Origin of the sequence: Microbacterium sp. 22179 (genome assembly GCF_052045715.1) — a bacterium.
GTDB classification, from domain to species: Bacteria; Actinomycetota; Actinomycetes; order Actinomycetales; family Microbacteriaceae; genus Microbacterium; species Microbacterium galbinum.
This window is the reverse complement of sequence record NZ_JBQEPJ010000003.1, coordinates 1-19,938: the sequence shown is the minus strand read 5'-3', so window position 1 is coordinate 19,938 and position 19,938 is coordinate 1. Positions and strand designations below refer to the sequence as shown.

At 71.2% G+C, this 19,938-nt stretch carries 16 protein-coding genes; 6 read left to right on the top strand and 10 right to left on the bottom strand.

What is annotated here, in order from left to right; all coding sequences use genetic code 11:
• Positions 1 to 43: 43 nt before the first annotated feature.
• The 3 genes from ACTJKK_RS07820 to ACTJKK_RS07810 are packed head-to-tail and all read right to left on the bottom strand — an operon-like array spanning position 44 to position 3,139.
• Positions 44 to 925 carry a carbohydrate ABC transporter permease gene (locus ACTJKK_RS07820; protein WP_247624656.1) on the bottom strand — a complete coding sequence of 294 codons (882 nt, stop codon included), beginning with the start codon at positions 923 to 925 and terminating at the stop codon, positions 44 to 46.
• On the bottom strand, positions 922 to 1,863 hold the full coding sequence (locus tag ACTJKK_RS07815; RefSeq protein ID WP_440747562.1) for a carbohydrate ABC transporter permease: 942 nt from the start codon (positions 1,861 to 1,863) through the stop codon (positions 922 to 924). The genes ACTJKK_RS07820 and ACTJKK_RS07815 overlap by 4 nt, the downstream gene beginning before the upstream one ends.
• Positions 1,844 to 3,139, bottom strand: a complete 1,296-nt coding sequence (locus tag ACTJKK_RS07810; protein ID WP_247633947.1) for an extracellular solute-binding protein — start codon at positions 3,137 to 3,139, stop codon at positions 1,844 to 1,846. The genes ACTJKK_RS07815 and ACTJKK_RS07810 overlap by 20 nt, the downstream gene beginning before the upstream one ends.
• 167 nt (positions 3,140 to 3,306) lie before the next feature.
• Here ACTJKK_RS07810 and ACTJKK_RS07805 point away from each other — a divergent pair, with 167 nt between their 5' ends.
• Positions 3,307 to 4,320, top strand: coding sequence for a LacI family DNA-binding transcriptional regulator (locus tag ACTJKK_RS07805; RefSeq protein ID WP_247624659.1), 1,014 nt, complete (start codon positions 3,307 to 3,309; stop codon positions 4,318 to 4,320).
• A 24-nt stretch (positions 4,321 to 4,344) separates the two neighbouring features.
• Here ACTJKK_RS07805 and ACTJKK_RS07800 read toward each other — a convergent pair whose 3' ends face one another.
• The 4 genes from ACTJKK_RS07800 to ACTJKK_RS07785 are packed head-to-tail and all read right to left on the bottom strand — an operon-like array spanning position 4,345 to position 8,171.
• A complete protein-coding gene (locus ACTJKK_RS07800; RefSeq protein ID WP_440747561.1) occupies positions 4,345 to 5,178 on the bottom strand; it encodes a PaaX family transcriptional regulator in 834 nt (277 codons plus the stop codon).
• Complete coding sequence (locus ACTJKK_RS07795; protein ID WP_440747560.1) at positions 5,175 to 6,419, bottom strand: kynureninase; 1,245 nt, start codon at positions 6,417 to 6,419, stop codon at positions 5,175 to 5,177. Before ACTJKK_RS07795 ends, ACTJKK_RS07800 begins: the two co-directional genes overlap by 4 nt.
• Position 6,420: 1 nt before the next feature.
• Positions 6,421 to 7,380: an amidohydrolase family protein gene (locus ACTJKK_RS07790; RefSeq protein ID WP_440747559.1), complete on the bottom strand. Its 960-nt coding sequence runs from the start codon at positions 7,378 to 7,380 to the stop codon at positions 6,421 to 6,423.
• Positions 7,380 to 8,171, bottom strand: coding sequence for a tryptophan 2,3-dioxygenase (locus tag ACTJKK_RS07785; RefSeq protein ID WP_440747856.1), 792 nt, complete (start codon positions 8,169 to 8,171; stop codon positions 7,380 to 7,382). Before ACTJKK_RS07785 ends, ACTJKK_RS07790 begins: the two co-directional genes overlap by 1 nt.
• A 213-nt stretch (positions 8,172 to 8,384) precedes the next feature.
• On the opposite strand from ACTJKK_RS07785, the gene ACTJKK_RS07780 reads away from it, so the two are divergent.
• On the top strand, positions 8,385 to 9,878 hold the full coding sequence (locus tag ACTJKK_RS07780; RefSeq protein WP_440747558.1) for a glutamate-cysteine ligase family protein: 1,494 nt from the start codon (positions 8,385 to 8,387) through the stop codon (positions 9,876 to 9,878).
• A 31-nt stretch (positions 9,879 to 9,909) separates the two neighbouring features.
• Here ACTJKK_RS07780 and ACTJKK_RS07775 read toward each other — a convergent pair whose 3' ends face one another.
• A complete protein-coding gene (locus ACTJKK_RS07775; protein ID WP_440747557.1) occupies positions 9,910 to 11,661 on the bottom strand; it encodes an amidase in 1,752 nt (583 codons plus the stop codon).
• Positions 11,658 to 12,716, bottom strand: coding sequence for an agmatine deiminase family protein (locus ACTJKK_RS07770; RefSeq protein ID WP_440747556.1), 1,059 nt, complete (start codon positions 12,714 to 12,716; stop codon positions 11,658 to 11,660). Before ACTJKK_RS07770 ends, ACTJKK_RS07775 begins: the two co-directional genes overlap by 4 nt.
• A 64-nt stretch (positions 12,717 to 12,780) precedes the next feature.
• Here ACTJKK_RS07770 and ACTJKK_RS07765 point away from each other — a divergent pair, with 64 nt between their 5' ends.
• On the top strand, positions 12,781 to 13,500 hold the full coding sequence (locus ACTJKK_RS07765) for a TetR family transcriptional regulator C-terminal domain-containing protein (RefSeq protein ID WP_440747555.1): 720 nt from the start codon (positions 12,781 to 12,783) through the stop codon (positions 13,498 to 13,500).
• Positions 13,501 to 13,510: 10 nt separating this feature from the next.
• Positions 13,511 to 14,884 (top strand): pyridoxal phosphate-dependent decarboxylase family protein, encoded by a 1,374-nt coding sequence (locus ACTJKK_RS07760; RefSeq protein ID WP_440747554.1) that lies wholly within the window; start codon positions 13,511 to 13,513, stop codon positions 14,882 to 14,884.
• A gap of 9 nt (positions 14,885 to 14,893) precedes the next feature.
• On the opposite strand, the gene ACTJKK_RS07755 is transcribed toward ACTJKK_RS07760, so the two are convergent.
• Positions 14,894 to 15,949: an alpha/beta hydrolase gene (locus ACTJKK_RS07755; RefSeq protein WP_440747553.1), complete on the bottom strand. Its 1,056-nt coding sequence runs from the start codon at positions 15,947 to 15,949 to the stop codon at positions 14,894 to 14,896.
• A gap of 183 nt (positions 15,950 to 16,132) precedes the next feature.
• On the opposite strand from ACTJKK_RS07755, the gene ACTJKK_RS07750 reads away from it, so the two are divergent.
• Both ACTJKK_RS07750 and ACTJKK_RS07745 read left to right on the top strand, forming a co-directional pair.
• The gene (locus tag ACTJKK_RS07750; protein WP_440747552.1) at positions 16,133 to 17,890 is read left to right on the top strand and encodes an ABC transporter transmembrane domain-containing protein; all 1,758 of its coding nucleotides are present in this window, start codon (positions 16,133 to 16,135) and stop codon (positions 17,888 to 17,890) included.
• Positions 17,887 to 19,620, top strand: a complete 1,734-nt coding sequence (locus ACTJKK_RS07745) for an ABC transporter ATP-binding protein (RefSeq protein ID WP_440747551.1) — start codon at positions 17,887 to 17,889, stop codon at positions 19,618 to 19,620. Before ACTJKK_RS07750 ends, ACTJKK_RS07745 begins: the two co-directional genes overlap by 4 nt.
• Positions 19,621 to 19,938 lie beyond the last annotated feature (318 nt).

The following is a 19,938-nucleotide window of genomic DNA, read 5'->3' as shown; positions in this document are numbered from 1 at the left end:
GATCTCTTTCCGTACGGAGTGCGATGGGGCGCCGAGGGCGCGTTCAGCCCTTGACGGCACCGGTCAGCCCGCCCACGATGCGCCGCTCGAACAGGCTGAAGAAGATGAGCGCGGGGATCATCGACAGCGACGTGAACGCGAGCACTTTGGCCGTGTCGACCGAATACTGCGACGAGAACGACTGCACGCCGAGCGGGAGGGTGAACGCCGAGGCGTCGTTGAGGATGAACAGCGGCAGCAGGTAGCCGTTCCAGCTGCCGATGAACGCCAGGATGCCGGTGGTGATGACCCCCGGCAGAGACAGCGGCAGCACCATGCGCCAGAAGAAGCCGATGCGGCTGCAGCCGTCGATGAAGGCGGCCTCCTGGATCTCGTCGGGGATCGCCCGGAGGAACGGCACGAGGATGATGATCGTGGTGGGCAGAGCGAAGGCGATCTGCGGGAGGATCACGCCCCCGAGGGAGTTCATCAGGCCGAGGTTGCGCACCACGATGTACAACGGCGTGATCGCGACCGTCAGCGGGAACATGAGCCCCGCCGCGAAGAAGGCGTAGAGCACGCCGCGACCGGCGAACCGGTAGCGGGCCAACACGTAGGCGGCCATGAGTCCCAGCGCGACCACCCCGGCGGTGGTGGCGACCGCGACGATCGTCGAGTTCAGCACCTGGCGCCAGAAGATCCCTCCGGTGATGACGTCGAGGTAGTTCGAGAACACCCACGGCTGCGGGAGACCGGAGGGGTCGGTCGTGATCTGCGCGTTCGTACGGAAGCCGCCGATGACGATGTACGCGATCGGGGCGAGCATGAGCCCGACGACGATCAGCGCCACGAAGTACACGGTCGGGTGCGCCCAGGGCAGGCGGGGACGGGCGGAGCGCCCGGTGCGCCCGGGACGCTGCGTCACGAGCAGCGAGGTGGCGGTCATCGGTTCTTCCTCTTCTTCTTCGCGGAGGCGGGCCCGGTGAGCGCGCCCTCGGTGTCGCGCTTGAGCACGGCGCGCTGATAGATGAGGGCGACCACGAGCGAGATCAGGAACAGCACGACGGCGACGGCGTTGCCGTAGCCGAAGTTGCCGGCGTTGCGGCCCTCGCCGACCATGTACGTGGCCATGGTCGAGGTGCCGGCGGTCGAGGCGATGTACTGCCCCCAGATGATGTAGACGAGATCGAACAGCTGCAGCGAGCCGATGATCGACAGGAAGGCCCAGATGCGCAGCGTCGGAGCGAGCAGCGGCAGCGTGATGCGCCACTGGATCTGCCAGTACGAGGCCCCGTCGATCGCGGCTGCCTCGTGCAGCTCCTCGGGAATCCCCTGGAGGCCCGCGAGGAACAGGATCACGGCGAACCCGACGTACTTCCAGGTGATGATGACCATCAGCGTCCAGATCGCGATGTCGGGATTCGACAGCCAGTTCGCCGCCAGCCACCCCAGGCCCGCGTTCTCGAGCAGGGCGTTGAAGGCGCCGCTGGTCTGGAGCATCAGGCTCCACCCGGTGCCGACGACGACCTCGGAGATCACGTAGGGGATGAAGATGAGCACCCGGATCAGCGACTGCCCGCGCATGCGCCGGTTGAGCAGCAGCGCGAGCAGGATCGCGGCCGGGCCCTGCAGCACGAGCGACATCACCAGGATGAAGCCGTTGTGCGCCAGGGCGTCGTGGAACAGCGGGTCCTGCAGGATCGTCAGATAGTTCTTCAGACCCACGAAGTCGGTGGGAGCCCCGTACCCCTGCCAGCTGAAGAAGCCGTAGTACGCGGCCATCAGCACGGGGAAGATGACGAAGGCGAGGAAGACGACCAGGGCGGGCCCGGCCAGAAGGATCACTTCCAGCCGGGCGGCCGCCTCACGCCTTCGCAGCGGCATCCTGGACAGCCTTGACGATGTCTTCCGGTGATCCCTGACCCGCGAGCATGTCGACGACGGCGACGTTGAGGGCGTTGCCGACGTTCTGGCCGTAGACGGTGTCGAGCCACTGCGACGCGTACGGCGCGGCGTTGTAGGCCTCGAGGATCGACTGCAGGTACGGCTCGGTCACGGCCTCCTGCGCCACCGTGTTCACCGGCGGGGCGTTGAACGCGGTGTAGTAGGCGGTCTGCACCTCGGCCGAGCCGAGGTAGTTCAGGAAATCGACGCAGGCGTCCGGAGCATCGACCGAGCACGAGTACCCGTCGACGCCGCCCATCATCGAACCGGGCTCGCCCTCGCCGCCCTCGATCTCGGGGAACGGGAACCAGGCGAGGTCGGCGAGCGGCTGCTGGTCGGGCGTGAGGGAGCCGATGACGCCGGGGTTCCAGGCGCCCATCAGCTCCATGCCGGCCTGGTGGTTCGCGATGAGTCCGGCCGAGCTGCCCGCGCCCTGCTGGGCCGTGGTCGTGAGGAATCCGGAGTTGAACGGCTCGGTCGCGGCGAAGGCCTCGAGATCCTCGCCCGCGCGCACCCAGCAGTCGTCGTCGAAGTTCATCTCGTCGGCGGCCTTCGCCAGCGTGTCGGCGCTGCACTCGCGCAGGGCCATCCAGTAGTACCAGTGCGCGGCGGGCCAGGCGTCCTTCGCGCCGAGCGCGATGGGTTCGATGCCGGCGGTGCGCAGCGCGGCCGTCGCGTCCTCGAGCTCGGACAGCGTCGTGGGGTTCTCGGTGATGCCGGCCTCGTCGAAGAGGTCCTGGCTGTAGAACAGCCCGCCGGGCAGCACGGCGACGGGCATCGCGTAGATCTTGTCGTCGAGGCTGCTGGCCGAGAACGCGGCGGCGGGGATCTCGTCGGTCACGGCATCCGACAGCGAACCGGTGAGGTCCTTGAGCTGACCGGCCTTGACCATCGCGGCCATCTTGCCGCCTCCGCGCTGCAGGAAGATGTCGGGCGCATCGCCGGAGTTGAGCGCGGTCTGGAGCTTGCCGTCGAGATCTTCGTTCTGGATCGACTGGACGGTGATCGAGACGCCGGGGTTGGCCTCCTCGAAGTCGGCGACCGTCTTCTCCCAGAACTCGACGCCGGGGCCGGTGGTCGAGTTGTGCCACAGGGTCATCGACGAGCCGTCGCCGTCGCCGCCGTCGGAGGTGCCGCCGGTGCATCCGCTCAGGACGAGCGCGCCGACGGCGGTCAGTGCCGCCGCGGCGGCGAGGGAGTGCCTTCTGCTGTTCATGTGATCGTTCTCCTCATCGAGAGTGTGTGCATCCGCACCGATGCGGACGCTCGCGGCAGCAGGGTGAGACCGCGTCGCAGAGCAGTCTCTTTCGGGAGCTGACAGGCGTCAAACGTTTTCGAAAACAGTTTCCGAAAGCCTGACGTGTGCGGATACGATGGGCGCTCATGAGCGGGCGGACCACGATCCACGACGTCGCGAAGGCGGCGGGAGTCTCGGTCTCGACCGTGTCGAAAGCCGTGAACGGCCGGTACGGCATCGCCGACGCCACGGTGCGTCGTGTGCTCGACGCGGTGCGCGAGCTCGGCTACGAATCGAGCCTCGTGGCCAGCAGCATGCGCGCGCGGCGCACCGGCGTGATCGGGGTGCTGCTCGCCGACTTCGAGCCCTTCAGCGCCGAGATCCTCAAGGGCGTCGGCGCCGCGGTGCACGACACGGCGTTCGACCTGCTCGCCTACAGCGGGTCGCATCAGGGCGCGGGGGAGGGGTGGGAGCGCCGATCGCTGAGCCGCCTCTCCGGCACCCTCATCGACGCCGCGATCATGGTGACGCCGACGATCGTGAACGCCGCCACGGAGATCCCGGTGGTCGCCGTCGACCCGCACACCGGCCGCGCCGATCTGCCGACGGTCGAGTCCGACAGCTTCGGCGGCGCACTGACCGCGACGCGTCATCTGCTCGAGCTCGGTCACCGTCGCATCAGCTTCCTCGGCGGGCGCCCCGACCTGCGCTCCGCGGGCCTGCGCGACGCCGGCTATCGACGCGCGCTTCGCGATGCCGGCCTGCCCGTCGACCCCGACCTCATCCGTCCCGGCCTCTACGAGTGGCAGACCACCCGGGACTCGGCGCGCGTGCTGCTCGCCGGCCCGGATCGCCCGACGGCCGTGTTCGCCGCGAACGACCTCTCGGCGATCGCCGTGATCGACGTCGCCCGCGAGATGGGCATCCGGGTGCCCGAGGATCTCTCCGTGATCGGCTTCGACGACGTGCCCGAGGCGTCGCGACGCGCACAGCCGCTGACGACGATCCAGCAGCCGATGCGCCGACTCGGCTCGGTCGCGGCCGAGATGGTGTTCTCGCTGCTCGCCGGCGAGCAGCTCGACGAGCTCCACGTGACCCTGCCGACCCGACTGGTCGTGCGCGGGACGACGGCCCCGCCGCCGGAGTCGCCGGGGCGCTGAGCCCGTCTCGTGCGAGACCCTCCGTCAGCCCCCGGTGACCGCGCGCACGTGCGCCATGGCCGGGCCCTCGAGCGTGTCCGACAGCCAGGCGAACTCGGCGAAGCTGCGGGTACCCGGCCAGTCGGCGGGCAGCATCGACGGGGGCAGGCCCGGGTCGAGGTAGGGGAGTGTGCGCCAGCGGTCGAGCAGATGGACGTACGCGGCGAACGGCTCGGCGGGCAGCGTCGTGAGCGACTCCTGGAACCGGTGGTGCTCGTCGGCGAGCGCGTCGAGATCCCACCAGGAGGCCGCCGATTCGGCCGGCGTGCGATCGGTCACCGGCATCCCGGCGGGGAAGAGTGTGACCCACGCCCGCGCCCCGACCTCGTCGACGATCTGCCGCACCTCGTCCTGCAGGTGCCCGGGGCAGATCCACAGGGCGGAGGACACGACCCCCGCGCCGATCCAGTGCAGGCGACGGCGCAGCTGATGCCGCACCGCCCGCTCGGTCTCGGGGATCGAGAACGACACGAGGCACCAGGGATCGGCATCCGTCATCTGCCGCATCGCGAAGATGCGCCGATCGCCGCGCTGCAGCATCGCCAGAGCGGCCGGGTTCAGGCGGTACCCGACGGCGTCGCGCCGCTCGGCCAGCAGCAGGCCCTTCTGCTTGAGGCGCGCGATGCCGGTGCGGGCCTGCGCGGCTTCGATCCCGAGATCACCGGCGAGCGAGACGAGATCGGCCGTCGAGATCCAGCCGAGCGGGCGCAGGAACAGGCCCACGACCGTGCGCAGCAGCGACGCCGTGCTGCCGGGGCGCGCGTCGATGTCGTCGACGACGGATGCCGCCGCCCCCGCGCCCTCCGCCGTCACCGTCATGCGCGCAGCGCGTCGCGCACCGCCAGCACGCCGGTCACGGTCTCGACGTGCGAGGTGCTCAGCGGGGACAGGCCCAGGCGGATGCCGTCGGGGAACCGGAAGTCGGGGATGACGCCCTCCGCCCAGAGCTTCTGCGTGACCTCCCGGAAGTCGGGGTGCCCGATCGTGACGTGCCCGCCGCGCAGGTCGGCGTCGCGCGGGCTGAGCAGCCGCACGCCGAGCGGGGCGAGCTGCTCGTCGAACGCGCGCACCGCGAGGTCGGTCAGCGAGCGGGACTTCGCGCGCACCGCATCGATGCCGGACTCCTCGATCAGGTCGAGCATCCCCTGCATCGCCAGCATCGAGGTGACCGGCGGCGTGCCGCTGAGCAGCTGGCGGATGTCGCCGGCGGGCACGTACTCCGGCCCCATGGCGAAGATGTCGGCGGCGCTCCACCAGCCCTGGATCGGCTGGCGCAGCGTGCCCTGGTGTGCACGGTTGAGATAGGCGAATGCCGGGGATCCCGGGCCGCCGTTCAGGTACTTGTAGGTGCAGCCGACCGCCATGTCGACGCCCCACGCGTCGAGGTGCATCGGAACGACGCCCGCCGAGTGGCAGAGGTCCCACATCATGAGCGCGCCCGAGGCGTGCACGGCATCCGTGATCGCGGGCATGTCGGCCAACGCGCCGGAGCGGTAGTCGACGTGGCTGAGCGAGACGAGCGCGGTGCGCTCCGACACGACGGCGACGACGTCGGCGACGCTCACGCCGAGCACGGGGTCGGGCTCGATCCAGCGCAGCGTCATGCCGGTCTCGGCGGCGACGCCCTCGGCGAGGAATCGGTCGGTGGGGAAGTTGCCCGCCTCGATCACGAGCTCGGTGCGGGTCGGGTCGGCGGCGGCCGCGGCGCGCATCAGCTTGTAGATGAGCACGCTGGTCGAGTCGGCGACGACGGTCTGACCGGATGCCGCGCCCAGCGCGACGCGGCCGATGCGGTCGCCGAGCTCCATCGGCAGTGCCATCCATTGCTCGTCCCACGACCGGATGAGGCGCGTGCCCCAGTCCTCGCGCACGAAGGCCGCGAGCCGCTCCGGGATGTCGCGCAGGGGGCGGCCGAGCGAGTTCCCGTCGAGGTAGGCGTCGACGCCCGGGGCATCGGCGAAGGCGTCGAGGTGCGCCGAGAGCGGATCGGCGGCGTCGAGGGCGCGGGCGTGCTCGAGAAGGGCGGAGTCGAGAACGGCGGAGTCGTGGAGGTCGGTCATGTCACACCTTCAGGTCTTCGGGGAGGAGGGGGCGGGCGCGGAGCGGGTCGGGGGAGGTGCCGGGCGCTCCGGGAATGACGAGCGGTCGGGCGCCGGGGCCGCGCGGGTCGAGCGGTGCCAGCGCCCGCAGCAGGGCGTCGTCGTCGAGACCGGCGTCGCGGAGCGCCGCGATCTCGCCCGGGTTCAGACCGACGGGTGTCGGGCCGTTGCCCATGTCGGTGCCGTAGAGCACCGCGCCCCCGGCGGCATGGAAGCGTCGCACGTTCCCGACCGCGACCGCGCGGGTCGCGTCGTCGTGCACGGCGAGCGTCGAGATCCACGCGACGGATGCCGCCTGCGCGGCGATCTCGTCGTCATCGAGCACCTCGGTGAAGGGAGCATGCGCGAGGCGCGCGACGCCGAGTCGCGCGAGGCGCTGCGCCTCGCCCGGTCCCTCCGCGTGAGCGGTGACGGTGAGGCCGTGGGCGGCGGCCAGGTCGACGATCGTGCGGATGAGCTCGTCGCCGAACACCGGCCCCGCGGTCGTGTTGTTGGCGATCTTGAGGCACCGGGCACCGGCATCCGCCATCTCGTCCACCGCCTCGGCGGCCTGCGTCGCGTCGTTGATCTCGCGCACCGAGCCGGCCGGGGCCCACGCGCGGTCGGAGGGGTAGCCGCCCGGGGCCGTGAGGAAGGCGCCGGCGTAGTCGAGACGCACGGGGGCGAGCGTCTCGCCGAGCCGTGCGATCTCGGTCACGTTCGCCCCGAGGTCGATGACGCGGCCGAGCGTCGAGGTGGCGAGGCCCGTCGTGTCAACGAGCTGCAGATGCACGTGGTGGTCGGTGAACCGGCCCGTCACGACGCCGTCGAGGCGGGGGAGGTGGTCGGCCGGGGTCGCATCGCGCACGAGCATCCGTCCGTCGAGCACGTCGATCACGCCCTCGCGCCATTCCTCGCCGTCGAAGAAGGTCGCCGCCCTCATCAGCTGCCGATCTCGGTGCGCACGGCGTAGAGCTCGGGGAAGAAGGTCAGATCGAGCGCGCGCTGCAGGAAACCGACGCCGCTGGATCCGCCGGTGCCGACCTTCATGCCGATCGTGCGGGCCACGGTCTTGAGGTGGCGGAAGCGCCAGAACTGGAAGTTGTCCTCGAGGTCGACGAGGTCTTCGCACGCCTCGTAGAGGTCCCAGTACCGGCTCGGGTCCTGGTAGATCTCACGGATCGCGGGCACGAGCTCGGGCGTCATCCGGTAGGGCTCCCGCACGTCGCGGTCGAGGATCTCGGCGGGGATCGGCAGCCCGCGACGGGCGGCGAAGCGCAGGAACTCGTCGTACAGGGTGGGCTTCTCCCACTCGGCGGTGAGCAGCGCGAGGTTGGCGGGGTGATCGCGGAAGACGCCGAGCATCTTCTCGTTCTTGTTGCCGAGGGCGAACTCGACCGCACGGTACTGCACCGACTGGAAGCCCGAGGAGTTGCCCAACGCGCCGCGGAACTGCGCGTACTCGGTGGGGGTGAGGGTCGCGAGCACCGCCCACTGCTGGGTCATGACGTCCTGGATGCGCTTGACCCGGGCGATGCGCTTGAGGGCTTCGCGCAGGTCGTCGCGGGCGAGGAGCTCGCGCGCCGAGGAGAGCTCGTGCAGCAGCTGCTTGAGCCACAGCTCGGTGGTCTGGTGCTGGATGATGAACAGCATCTCGTCGTGGTGCTCGGGGGCGCTCACCGGGCGCTGCGCCGTGAGCAGTTGGTCGAGCGCGAGGTACGAGCCGTAGGTCATCTTGCCTTCGAGGTCGGTCACGATCCCGCCCTCGAGCGCACGCGTGTTCTCGGCGGAGGCGTTCTCGGCGGGGGTGGCCTGCGTGGCGGGGCTGCTCTCGGGATTCGGGCTCTCGACGCTCATGGGGCAAACATATAACGGATGTGCCGTTCGTCACAATGATGAAATGTCAAGGGGTCGGGGTGATTCGCGTACGGCCGCTACCGTCGAGGGATGGGTGACCGCATCGACGCGCGCAGTTTCACGCGCCAGGACCGTACGAAGTTCCGCGCCAAGACCGAGCAGTGCCTCGACGCGCTCGCCGAGATGCTCGCCGATGGACGCTTCGACGGAGCGCTGCCTCAGCTCGGCCTCGAGATCGAGCTCAACCTCGTCGACCCCGCCGGGGATCCGGCCATGGCCAACGAGGCGGCGCTGGAAGCGATCGCCAGCCCCGCGTTCCAGACCGAACTCGGTCGGTTCAACATCGAGGTCAACGTCGCGCCGCGCCCGATCGGCGGAGGGCGCACGCGCGATCTCGAGACGTCGCTGCGCAACGCCATCGACGAGGCGGATGCCCGGGTGCAGGCGGCGACCGGCAATGCGATCGCGATGATCGGGATGCTGCCCACACTCGACGAGCACCACTTCACCGAGCGCTGGATCTCGGAGGATCCGCGCTACAGCCTGCTCGGCCAGCAGGTGCTCGCCGCGCGCGGGGAGGACATCGAACTGAAGCTGGACGGCGTACCGCTGCCGGGCAGCCCCCGCGAGAGCCTCGACATCGTGACCGACACGATCCTTCCCGAGGCCGCCTGCACCTCGGTGCAGTTGCACCTGCAGGTCGAGCCGGACTCCTTCGCGCCGTACTGGAACGCGGCGCAGGCCATGGCCGGGGTGCAGGTCGCGCTCGCCGCCAACTCCCCGTTCTTCGCGGGACGCGCGCTGTGGCACGAGACCCGCATCCCGATGTTCGAGCAGGCCACCGACACCCGCTCGCAGGAGCTGAAGAATCAGGGCGTGCGTCCGCGCGTGTGGTTCGGGGAGCGCTGGGTCACCTCGATCTTCGACCTCTTCGAGGAGAACTCACGGTACTTCCCGGCGCTGCTGCCGGCGGTCACCGACGAGGACCCCTTCGCGGAACTCGCCGCCGGCCGCGCGCCCTCCCTCGCCGAGCTGCGCATGCACAACGGCACGGTGTACCGCTGGAACCGACCCATCTACGACACGGTCGACGGCACCGCCCACCTGCGCGTCGAGAACCGCGTGCTGCCGGCGGGCCCGACGGTCGTGGACGTGCTCGCCGACACGGCCTTCTATTACGGTCTCGTGCGCACGCTCGCCGAAGCCGATCGTCCGCTGTGGACGCAGATGAGCTTCGATGCCGCGGCCGAGAACCTGCGGGCGGGCGCGCGCGACGGGATCGAGGCGCGACTCTACTGGCCCGAGGTGGGCTGGGTCGGCGCGCGCGAGCTCGTGCTGCGGCGACTGCTGCCGATGGCCGCCGAGGGGCTCGACGCGTACGGTGTCGACCCGGCGGCACGCGATCGGTACCTCGGCATCATCGAGCAGCGCTGCGTGACCGGGCGCAACGGGGCGACGTGGCAGCGGGGCAGCGTCGCGGCGCGGGAGCGCGCGGGGCAGACCCGGGCGGAGGCGCTGCACGGCATGCTCCGCGACTACCTCGAGCTCGCCCGGGCCGGGGAGCCGGTGCACACCTGGGAGTGAGGGGCCCCTAGCTCCTGCGGTGGTCCGCCGTTCAGAGCGCGGGTGTGCGCGGCGGGGGCGTGCGGCGCTCGCCGGGTGCTCCGGATGCCTCGAACGCCGCCGCGAGCCGCAGCAGGCGCGCGTCGTCGTAGGCGCGGCCGGCGAAGGTGAGTCCGATCGGCATGCCGATGTCGTCGAGGAGCCCCATCGGCAACGTGACCGTCGGGATGCCGAGGTGACGGATGGCGAGGTTGCCGTTCGCGATCCAGGTGCCGTTGCGCCAGCCGAGGTCGGCGGATGCCGGGTCGACGTCCATGTCGGCGGCGCCGAGGTCGGCGACGGCGGGGAAGACGACGGCGTCGAGGCCGAGGCCGTCCATCCACTGCTCGAGATCGCGGTGCCGGGTCTCCTCGAGCCCGCGGAGACCCTCGGGCAGCTCGGGCATGTCGTCGGGGCCGGTGTCGGGATGCGCCCGCACCCAGTCGGGGTACTCGGCGATGTCGTCGTCGAAGCCGGTGTAGCGGTCGGGCAGCGCGCCGTCCGGGTGCGGGAAGATCGTGGATCCGTCGATGCCGGTCAGTGAGTCGAGGGCGGGGTCGCCGTTGGCTCGCAAGAAGTCCTCCCACGCCCACGCCGAGAGATCGACGATCTCGCGGTGCAGGTAGGCGGGCGAGACGAGCCCGCGCGTCGCGATCGTCGGGGCGCCGGGGCGGTCGCCCTCGTAGTTCGACACCACGGGGAAGTCGACCTCGACCACGGTCGCCCCCGCCGCCTCGAGGTCGCGGCGCGCTGCCGCCCAGCGAGTGAGGACCGAGGGGCGGGTGTCGATGCGCCGACCGGTCGGCCCGCCGACCCCGGGGTGCGCGGCGGTGCCCGCGTCGGGATCGGCGTCGATGTACATGCGCGGGATGCCGAGCCGGATACCGGCGAGGGGGTTCGCGCGGTCGGAAGGGGGCGTGCCGGTCGCGGCGAGCGTGCCGGTCGTGGCGAGCGCCGGATAGGAGGCGGGACGCACCGCGGAGGCGGCCGGGATCGGCACCCACGGCTGCGTGCGCCAGAAGTCTCCGCGCGTCTCGGCGTCATCGGCGACGATGACGTCGAGCACCTCGAGCAGATCGGCCATCGTGCGAGCGTGCGGCACCACCACGTCCATCGTGGGCACGAGGGGCCAGTTGCCGCGCACCGAGATCACGCCGCGCGAGGGCGTGTACGCGCAGAGGGCGTTGTTCGTCGCCGGGCCTCGACCGCTCGACCAGGTCTCCTCGGCCAGGCCGAACGCGGCGAAGCTCGCGGCGGTCGCGGTGCCCGAGCCGTTCGACGATCCGGAGGCGAAGGGAGCGGTGAGCCACTGCGCGCTGTACGGACTCTCGGCGCGTCCGTAGACCCCGCGCTGCATGCCGCCGTTCGCCATCGGCGGCATGTTGGTGAGTCCGAGGCAGATGGCCCCGCCGGCCCGCAGCCGCTCGATGGTGAACGCGTCGCGCTGGGCGACGAGCCGCGCGAAGGCCGGACTGCCGGCGGCGGCGGTGAGCCCGCGCACGAGGTAGCTGTCCTTGGCCGTGTAGGGGATGCCGTCGAGCGGGCCGAGGGTCTCGCCGCGCGCCCGACGCTCGTCGGATGCCTCCGCCTCGGCACGGGCCTCCGGGTTGCGCACGACGACCGCGTTCAATGCGGTGGGCGTGCCCGGGCCGTCATAGGCGTCGATGCGGGCGAGATAGGCGTCGACGAGGTCGACCGCCGTCGCGGCTCCCTCGTCGAGGGCGCGCCGCAGGTCGGCGATCGACGCCTCGACGACATCGATCATGCGAGTGCGCCCGTGGGTGAGGACTGCCCGAGCGCGGGCTGCTGCTGCGTGATGCAGTGGATGCCGCCCCCGCGGTCGAACAGCGGTCGTGCATCGACGGTCACGACGCGTCGGCCGGGATACGCCTCGGCGAGGATCTCGCGCGCCACGGCATCTGCCCGCTCGTCTCCGAACCCGCAGGCGACCACGCCGTCGTTCGTCACCAGATGGTTGACATAGCTCCAGTCCACGAAGCCCTCGTCGTCGCGCAGCGTGGAGGGCGCGGGGAGATCGATCACCTCGAAGCTGCGGCCGGCGGCATCCGTCTGCTCGGCGAGGTGCGCCCGCAGCTCGCGCGTCACCGCGTGGTCGGGGTGCGCGGTGTCGTTCTGCGCGTGCAGCAGCAGGCGCCCGGGCGAGACGATCGTCGCCACGATATCGACGTGCCCGTTGGTGCCGAAGTCGTCGTAGTCGCGAGTGAGCCCGCGCGGCAGCCAGACCGCCTTGGTCGCCCCGATCGTGCGCAGCATCTCGGCCTCGACGCGCTGCCGGTCGGCGTAGGGATTGCGGCGCGGGTCGAGCTGCACGGTCTCGGTGAGCAGCACGGTGCCCTGGCCGTCGACGTGGATCCCGCCGCCCTCGTTCACGAGGGTCGAGCTCACGAGCTCGGCGTCGACGCCGCGTGCGATGATGCGGGCGTGCTGCGCGGCCGCCGCCCAGTCGGCCCACTCCGGGTCGCCCCAGCCGTTGAAGATCCAGTCGACCGCGCCGAGCGCCTCGGGCCGGTCGTCGTCGATCACGAAGGTCGGTCCGGAGTCGCGCATCCAGAACTCGTCGACCGGCGCCTCCACGATCTCGACACCCGCTCCCAGCATCCGTCTCGCCCGCGCGAGCTCGCGCGGATCGACCAGCATCGTGACCGGCTCGAACTCGGCGACCGCGTGCGCCACCGCCGTCCACGTCGCGTACCCCTCGGCGCGCTCGGCCGCGCTCTCGCCGAGCGTCTGGCCCTCGACGGGGAAGGCCATCCAGGTGCGATCGTGGCGTGCGGTCTCTGCGGGCATGCGCCAGGCCATCGGTGTCTCCTCGCGGTGGAGTGGTTATTGAACATGCGATCAACAGGTGCTACGGTAACCCGTGATGAACACGACGTCAAGAGTCTCCGGCCACCGGCGCCTCCCTCCCGAAGAGCGCGACCGCTCGATCCTCGAGGGGGCCGTCGGGCTCGCCCGCGAGAGCGGGCTGGAGGCTCTCACCCTCCGTGCCGTCGCCGCCCGCGTGGGTGTCACCCCGGCTCTCGTCGCGCACTACCGCCCGGGCATGGACGCCTTCCTCGCCGATGTCTTCGGCGAGATCGTGGCGGCCGAGCGCGACGAGGTGATGGCGTCGTTCGACCCCGGCGCGACCGTGCGCGACAACCTGCTGCACATGACCGAGACGCTGCTCGACGGCCGTCGCGACGACGTGACCCTCGTGTGGGTGCAGGCGTGGGCGCTGGGCGCGCGCAACGAGGCGCTCGCCGCGCGCGTGCGCTCCGAGATGGACCTCTGGCAGAGCGCCCTCGAGACGCATCTCGCCCATGCCGTCGCCTCGGGCGAGATCTCGGCGACCCGCACCGAGACGGCGGCCTGGTTGCTGCTCGCGATGATCGACGGCATGAACGCGCACTCGTTGGTGAAGTGGGCGCCGCACGATCGCGCCGCCCTCGCCCGGCGCACGCTCGCCGTCGTGCTCGATCCGCGCGACGATGCCCCGGATCCCCTCACCCCGAACACGCTCATCCCGAACCCGCTCACCCCGAACCCGCTCACCCCGAACCCGCTCGACGCCCCGGCGTCCGCTCCCTCCTCCGCGAAGTAAGGAACGCCCCATGGATGCTGTGCGCATGCACGCCGCCTCGGCCGAGTCGACGGCCATCGTCGACGCGGTGCTCGACTACTCCCGACGGCGGATGCTGGCGGCCGACGTGCCGCTCGACAAGCCGCAGAGCGAGGCCGAGCTCAACCGGCTCGTCGGGGCCACGATCACCGACGCGGGACTGGGGGCCAACCGGGCGCTCAGCGTGTTCGAGCACATCCTCGCGCCGGCGTGCCTGACCACGAGTCATCCGCTGTACCTGTCGTTCATCCCCACCGCGCCGACCATGGCGGCGATCGCGTTCGACCTGGTGGTGTCGGCATCCGGTCTCTACGGCGGCAGCTGGCTCGAGGGAGCGGGCGCCGTGCACGCCGAGAACGAGGTGCTCTCGTTCCTGGCGAAGGAGTTCGGGCTTCCCGACACCGCGGGCGGGGTCTTCGTGCAGGGCGGCACGATCGGCAACCTGTCGGCGCTGGTCGCCGCGCGCGAGGCCGCCAAGGCGCGGCTCCTCGACGCGGGCAAGCAGCTCCCGTCGCGGTGGAAGATCGTCTGCAGCGTCGAGGCGCACTCCTCGAACAAGTCGGCCGCGCGGGTGATGGATGCCGACGTGCTGCTCGTGCCGGCGGGCGACGACGGCGTTCTCCGCGCGGATGCCGTGCGCGACGCCCTCGCCGAACACGGTGACGAGATCTGCGCGGTCGTCGCGACCGGGGGATCGACGAACTTCGGCATCGTCGACGACATCGCCGGCATCGCTGCTCTGAAGGACGAGTTCGAGTTCTGGCTGCACATCGACGGCGCGTACGGACTCACCGCGATGCTGTCGCCCGAGGCGCGGCACATCTTCGCCGGGGTGGAGCGCGCGGACTCGGTGATCGTCGATCCGCACAAGTGGCTGTTCGCGCCGTTCGACTGCTGCGCCCTGATCTACCGCGATCCGGAGGCGGGACGCCGCGCGCACACCCAGCACGCCGAGTACCTCGATACGCTCACCGACGGCGACGACTTCAGCCCGTCCGACTACTCGATCCAGCTCACCCGGCGCCCCCGCGGCCTGCCGCTCTGGTTCTCGCTCGCGACGTACGGCGTCACGTCCTACCGCGACGCGGTCGGGGCGACGATGGCGCTCACCCGCCGCATCGCCGACGAGATCGCGGCACGCCCCGGGCTCCGGCTCGTGCGCGATCCGCAGCTGTCGGTCGTCGTGTTCGAGCGTGACGGCTGGGAACGCGTCGACTACGACCGCTGGTCGGCCGCCCTGCTCGACTCGCAGCGCGCCTTCGTCGTGCCGAGCTCGCACAAGGGCCGCCCGAACACGCGCTTCGCGATCCTCAACCCGCTCACGACCTTCGAAGACCTCGTCGGCATCCTCGACACCATGGCCTGACAGCGCGCCTCAGCGACTCGTGTGCGCGTCCAGGAAGTCGATGGTCTTCTGCAGGGCGGTCCGGGCATCCGGCAGGTCGAGGTGGAACTGGTACTCGTGGGGGAGCGCCGGCTCGTGCGGTGCCGGCCAGAAGAGCGTCGTCACCTCGACCCCCACCTCGTCGAGGCGCTTCGCCATCGGGATCGACTGCAGCCAGGTGAGGCCGTCACCGTTGCCGCCCGAGATGTAGGTCGCGGGGAAGTCCGCGGTCACCCAGTCCACGGTCGACATCGTCGCGCCCGTCGAGTCCTCCGCCCAGGTCTTGGTGCCGGAGTACGCCCACATCGCCGACTTGAAGCCCCAGCCGGCGATCCCGTCGAGCTGCGCGAGCGCCGACAGGTCGTAGACGCCGCAGTTGAGCACGGTCGCGACCAGTTGCGAGGCCTCGATCGACGGAGTGATGTCCATGATCTCGGCGTAGTCGGGGCTCGTGATGAGCGTGGCCATCTGGCTGGCGAGCTGGGCACCGGCGGAGTCCCCGGCGAGCACGATCCGCGTGGGATCGACGCCCAGCTCGGCGGCATGCTCGTCGATGTAGGCGAGCGCCTCGTTGAGCTGGTTCACCGCGAGCGGGTACACGCCCTCGGGGCCGATCGTGTAGTTCACGCCGATCGTCGTGTAGCCCTCGGCGGCGAGGATGCGCAGGTACGGATCGACGTTCTCCTTCGCGCCCGAGATCCAGGCGCCGCCGTGAATCCAGACGACCGTGGGCAGCGGGCCGGTGGCGGATGCCGGCGAGAAGACGTCCAGGGTCGTGTCGGCACCCCGGTCCCCGTAGGCGACGTCGAGCTGCTCGGTGAGCTCGACGTCGGGCACGTGCTTCTCCATCTCCGCCGCTGTCTCGTCACCGCCCTTGGTGAACACGGCGCGGATGATCATGGCCGACGGCCACGGCGTGAGCGAGCCGACGATCGCCACGACCGCGGCCACCCCGACGACGCAGGCGACGGCGATCCTCGTCCGCCGCCACGGACGACGCGCCTTCGCGGGGCGTGCCGGTTCTGGTTCGTGGTCGTGCGCGCTCATGGGACTCCCTCTCCGCGCACCAGTGTGGCAGTACTCCGCGCGGCGACGCACGCCCGGATCGACGCCGTGACCGAGGCGGGAATCCCCGGCCCCGCGAACCGGTCCGGTGGCCGACAGCACTTGTCCGCTGGGCGACACCCGCCCTCGCTAGCGTGAAGAGCGCCCCTAATTCCTGGAGTCCCGATGCCCCGCCCTGCGCCGAACCACGCGCCGAATCCTGCTCCGACGACCGTGGGACGGGCGTTCCGCGAGGGAGTGTGGGGGCGCGGGCGTCGGCTGCGCGCGGCGCTCTCGATCGCGGGTTTCTGCGGGCATCAACTCGCCGAGGTCATGGTGCCCGTCGCGGTGGGCGTCGTGATCGACCGGGCCATCGCGCCGCACGACCCGGTCGCGCTCGGGTGGGCGCTGGTGTTCCTCGTCGCCGTGTTCGCGGTACTGATCTGCGCGTGGCAGGTGGGTGATCGCTCCGCCACCGTCGTCTACGCGCGCGGCGAGCACGCGCTGCGGCAGGGGGTGCTCGGGCTCGCGCTGCGCCGTCGCGTGCGGCGCCCGGCGGGCGAGGTGCTGACGATCTCGTCGTCGGATGCCGGGCAGACGGCCGGGTTCTTCTGGGTGATCGCCGAGCAGGCGGCCGCGGCGACGGCGGTGCTCGTCGCCTGCATCACGCTGCTCGTCATCGCCTGGCCGCTCGCGATCGCCGTCGTGATCGGCACGCTCGTGCAGGCGTTCGTCGTGCACGCCGTGAGCGGGGGCCTGCGCCGTCGCGGATACGCGGCGCAGAAGCAGGCCGCGCGGCTCGACGCGGTGAGCACCGACTTCGCGACCGGCCTGCGGGTGCTCGGCGCCCTGGGCGGGTCTCCCCGAGCGGCCGAGCGCTACGTCGCCGAGAGCGCGGTCGCGGCCGAGGCCGCCTATCGCGCCGAGAAGGCGACGGCCGGGCTCACCGCACTGAACCTGCTGGTGAGCGGTCTCGCCTTCACCGGCATCGCGATGCTCGGCGGCTGGCTCGCGCTGGAGGGCGCGATCACGGTCGGCGGATTCGTCACGGCGATGGGGCTCGCGCAGACGATCCGCGGACCTCTGCAGGCGCTCGGCTATCTGCCGGCGCAGATCGCGAGCAAGCACGGGTCGGCGACGCGCATCGCCGAGTTCACCGCCGAAGCGGGAATGGATGCCGCCGAGGCGGGAATGGATGCCGCCGAGGTGGGAGCGGATGCCGCGGATGCCGTCGAGCGGATGCCGGTGACGGAGGCCGTCGCCGCGGCCGCAGGTGGGGTGGCCGCGGGCGGAGTGGTCGCGCGCCTCGATGTCGGCGGGCGCCCGATCGAGATCCGCGCGGGCGAGCTCACGGGGATTCGCGCAGACCCGGCGAGGATCGTCGATCTCGCGCGTCTGTTCGGCGGGCAGCGCGAGCCCGAGGTCGGCGAGCTGCTGCTGACCGGAACGGATGCCGCCCGCCTCGGTGCCGAGGGTCTCCGATCCCGGGTGTTCGCCCCGCCGCACGACGCCGCGGTGTTCAGCGGCACGGCGGCCGAGAACATCGCCGATCCGATCGACGTCGCGCACCTCGAGGCATCCGCGTTCGACGAGGTGCTGCGCCGGCTGCCCGACGGTCTCGACGAGCGCGTGGGCGAGCGCGGCCTGCGGCTCTCGGGCGGTCAGCGTCAGCGCCTTCTGCTCGCCCGGGCCCTGCACCAACCGCAGCCCCTGCTGGTGCTGCACGAGCCGACCACCGCGATCGATCCGATCACCGAGGCGCAGGTCGCCGAAGGTCTCGCCCGTGACGGGCGCACGATCCTGCTGCTCACCGACCGCGCCTCGCTGCTCGCGGCGTGCGCGCGCGTGCACGATCTGAGGGAAGACCCCGATCCGCGGGACGACCGCAATCCGCGGGACGATCTCGATCTGCGGGACGACCGCGACCGGAGGGACGACGCATGAGCGACGAGAAGCTGCCGGTCGCGAGCCGCCGCGACACCGCGCGCGGACTCCTCACGGCGCTCGGGCATCGACGGGGTCTCGTGCTCCTCGCGCTCGTGACCCTGTTCGCGGGCGTCGGGGCGGCGCTCGTCGCCCCGTGGGTGATCGGGCTCATGGTCGACGACATCGTGGCGGGCGGCACAGGGCTGCTGCCCTTCGGACTGGTGCTCGCGGCATCCGTGGTGTCGGCGGCCGTGCTCACGTGGGTGGGGCGCGTGCTGCTGGCCCGGCTGGGGCAGGGCACGATCCGGGAGGTGCGTGAGTCGGCGTTCCGCACCGCTCTCGCCCAACCGACGTCGCGGATCGAGGCGGCGGGGACCGGCGACCTGGTGGCGCGTCTCTCGGGCGACGTGCGCGCGGTGGGCGAGGTCGTCGAGGGGGCGTTGCCCGCCTTCCTGACCGCGGTCTTCGGGATCGTGCTGAGCCTGATCGGCTTGGGGGCGCTCGACGCGCGCTTCGCACTGGCGGCGCTGTGCGCCGCGCCGGTGCAGTTCTTCGCACTGCGCTGGTTCCTGCGCCGGTCCGCTCCGATCTATCGCGCGCACCGCACGGTGGTGGCCGAGCGGGGGCAGCGCACGATCGAGGCGGTGCGCGGCGTCGACACCGTCGTCGCGCTGCGCACCGAGGAGAGGCACCTGGCCGGGATCGCCGAGGCCAGCGAGCAGGCGATCGGGCTCGAGGTGCGCGCGACGCGGGTGCGCAACGACTTCAACGTCTTCCTCAACGGGGCCGAGTTCCTGGGGCTCGCGGCCGTGCTGGTGACGGGGTACTTCCTCGTCGCGGGCGGTCTGGTCGAGCTGGGCGCCGCGACCGCCGCCGCGCTCTACTTTCTCGGGCTCTTCGGACCGATGAGCAGCCTGCTCTACCGGATCGACGACCTGCAGGATGCCGGCGCCAGCCTCGCGCGCCTGTTCGGAGTGATCGGCCTCCCCTCTCCCGCGCCGCGTACGCAGGAGAGACCCGCCCGTCGCGGAGCGATCGACGTCGAGGGGCTGCGCTTCGGACATCGTCCCGATCGTGACGACCTCGCCGGTGTCTCCCTGCGCGCATCGGCGGGCGAGAGGATCGCGGTGGTCGGGGCGAGCGGTGCGGGCAAGACGACGCTCGCCCGTGTGCTCGCGGGTGCGCTCCCCGTGGGCGGGGGAGACGTCCGCCACGACGGCCGTGCGATCGGGGAGTGGCACCCGCACGACCTGCAGGATGCCGTGATCATGCTGAGCCAGGAGCCCCATGTGTTCGCGGGCACTGTGCGCGACGACCTGGGGCTGTTCGCGGATGCCGACGAGGAGCGGATGCTCACGGTCATCGACGCGCTGGACGCGCACTGGATCCACCGCCTGCCCGAGGGACTCGACACTCCGGTGGGGGAGTCGGGGCATCCGCTCCCCCCGGGGCAGGCGCAGCACCTGGCGCTGGTGCGGGTGGCATTGTCGGATGCCTCGGTCGTGATCCTCGATGAGGCGACGGCGGAGGCGGGGTCGGCGGACGCCGAGATCCTCGACGACGCGGCGGCCCGGGCGATCGGTGCGCGCACGGGGATCGTGATCGCGCACCGGCTCACCCAGGCGGTGACCGCAGACCGCATCCTGGTGATGGAGGACGGGCGGATCGTGCAGTCGGGAACGCACGCCGACCTCGTCGAGACGCCGGGACCCTATGCGCGGCTCTGGGCGGCGTGGACCGCCTGGTGACCGCCGTTCCGCGGAAAATCGGGACGACACGCCCGGCGGACGGGCCGGATTTGCCCGACCCCCGGAATCCACGTAAGTTATTACCTGTTCGCCCCACAGGGAAGCGGAAAGGCCGAGAGCCTCACCCCCCTCAAGCGGAGAACCACCCCCCGAATCCACATCAACTCTTCTGAGTGTTCTGGATGAAGGAACTGCCTCATTCCGATGAGCGAGTCGCCGAAACGCGATTTGACAACAGGAACGAGATCAGTAAGATAGAGAATTTGCCCTTCGGGCCTGGTTGTGATGACTGGGTCGTGGGAGCATCCGATCCTTGAG

Bases quoted from the DNA above. Each gene is read 5' to 3' on its own strand.
- ACTJKK_RS07820 (WP_247624656.1), bottom strand. From the start codon at position 925: ATGACCGCCACCTCGCTGCTCGTGACGCAGCGTCCCGGGCGCACCGGG.
- ACTJKK_RS07815 (WP_440747562.1), bottom strand. From the start codon at position 1,863: ATGCCGCTGCGAAGGCGTGAGGCGGCCGCCCGGCTGGAAGTGATCCTT.
- ACTJKK_RS07810 (WP_247633947.1), bottom strand. From the start codon at position 3,139: ATGAACAGCAGAAGGCACTCCCTCGCCGCCGCGGCGGCACTGACCGCC.
- ACTJKK_RS07805 (WP_247624659.1), top strand. From the start codon at position 3,307: ATGAGCGGGCGGACCACGATCCACGACGTCGCGAAGGCGGCGGGAGTC.
- ACTJKK_RS07800 (WP_440747561.1), bottom strand. From the start codon at position 5,178: ATGACGGTGACGGCGGAGGGCGCGGGGGCGGCGGCATCCGTCGTCGAC.
- ACTJKK_RS07795 (WP_440747560.1), bottom strand. From the start codon at position 6,419: ATGACCGACCTCCACGACTCCGCCGTTCTCGACTCCGCCCTTCTCGAG.
- ACTJKK_RS07790 (WP_440747559.1), bottom strand. From the start codon at position 7,380: ATGAGGGCGGCGACCTTCTTCGACGGCGAGGAATGGCGCGAGGGCGTG.
- ACTJKK_RS07785 (WP_440747856.1), bottom strand. From the start codon at position 8,171: ATGACCTACGGCTCGTACCTCGCGCTCGACCAACTGCTCACGGCGCAG.
- ACTJKK_RS07780 (WP_440747558.1), top strand. From the start codon at position 8,385: ATGGGTGACCGCATCGACGCGCGCAGTTTCACGCGCCAGGACCGTACG.
- ACTJKK_RS07775 (WP_440747557.1), bottom strand. From the start codon at position 11,661: ATGATCGATGTCGTCGAGGCGTCGATCGCCGACCTGCGGCGCGCCCTC.
- ACTJKK_RS07770 (WP_440747556.1), bottom strand. From the start codon at position 12,716: ATGGCCTGGCGCATGCCCGCAGAGACCGCACGCCACGATCGCACCTGG.
- ACTJKK_RS07765 (WP_440747555.1), top strand. From the start codon at position 12,781: ATGAACACGACGTCAAGAGTCTCCGGCCACCGGCGCCTCCCTCCCGAA.
- ACTJKK_RS07760 (WP_440747554.1), top strand. From the start codon at position 13,511: ATGGATGCTGTGCGCATGCACGCCGCCTCGGCCGAGTCGACGGCCATC.
- ACTJKK_RS07755 (WP_440747553.1), bottom strand. From the start codon at position 15,949: ATGAGCGCGCACGACCACGAACCAGAACCGGCACGCCCCGCGAAGGCG.
- ACTJKK_RS07750 (WP_440747552.1), top strand. From the start codon at position 16,133: ATGCCCCGCCCTGCGCCGAACCACGCGCCGAATCCTGCTCCGACGACC.
- ACTJKK_RS07745 (WP_440747551.1), top strand. From the start codon at position 17,887: ATGAGCGACGAGAAGCTGCCGGTCGCGAGCCGCCGCGACACCGCGCGC.